Genomic DNA, 872 nt, shown 5'->3' with positions numbered 1-872 from the left:
AGGTTAGAGCTGTGGTTTTTAAAAAATCTCTTCTTGATATCTTCATGCTTTTAAAAACTCCGGGTGATTAAAAAGTAAAGTATGTTTCGCAATAGATCTACTTTTTTGATTTAAATATTTCATTATTTTGTCTGGGTTGTTGAAATTTTTTTCTACCATTTTTTCATAATATTCTAAATTTTTAGAATTTTCCATTTTAGTGAAATTATAACTTGATTTTGCATAAACCAGTCTTCTAATTAATAATTCTGGTGAAATCCAATCATCCGAATGATCTGACCAACCATTTGGTTGTTTTGCTCGATATGGATGATGGCCAATATTTTCCAATAACCACTGAGGTTCTCTTTGTGAATCAAGTGGTTTTTGGCCTAGCTCGTATTTATCCATTAGTTCTGGTGAGGGTGGCCAATTTAAATCTGCAATTTTAGCAACTTGAATAAACCAATTTTCAGGTGTCTGAAATTTTTTATATTTATCATTATATTCAAAGGCAACCTTTATAGCTGCTTTATGTATTTCAGGAATATGACCATCTGATTTCTTAAATGCATCAATAATTGGTTGCTTCATCTCTTTCGTAGGTTCATCCGTGATTAAATATCTACAAAGTCTTTCAGCAACAAAATCTCTACAATTAGGATGATTAACTAGATCTTTAATTACAGCAGCTAATGCTTTTTTTCCTTTCTTATATTCTTTGCCCAAAACATTCTTTTTTCCTCTTTGATGATATTCAGAATTAAACCAAACATTTCCTGTCTCTAATTTTTTTTTACTCCACCTTTGTTGCCATCCAGTCATAATATAAGCCAATTGAACGACATCTTCCTGAGTATAACCAGCTTTAGGGGAAACTGTATGAAGTTCCA

2 protein-coding genes are annotated in these 872 nt (G+C 31.2%); both read right to left on the bottom strand.

Features of this window, described 5'->3' with window-relative positions; translation table 11 throughout:
• Positions 1 to 46 (bottom strand): twin-arginine translocation signal domain-containing protein (locus AMN99_RS05935; protein ID WP_143323909.1); only part of this gene is annotated, 46 nt, incomplete at its 3' end.
• Positions 43 to 872: DUF1800 family protein (locus AMN99_RS01415; protein WP_143323908.1), on the bottom strand; the 830-nt coding region annotated here is incomplete at its 5' end. The genes AMN99_RS01415 and AMN99_RS05935, both read right to left, overlap by 4 nt.

It is taken from the genome of Candidatus Pelagibacter communis, assembly GCF_001180225.1.
In the GTDB taxonomy this organism is placed as follows: Bacteria; Pseudomonadota; Alphaproteobacteria; order Pelagibacterales; family Pelagibacteraceae; genus Pelagibacter; species Pelagibacter ubique_D.
This window is presented reverse-complemented; position numbering and strand designations above follow the sequence as displayed.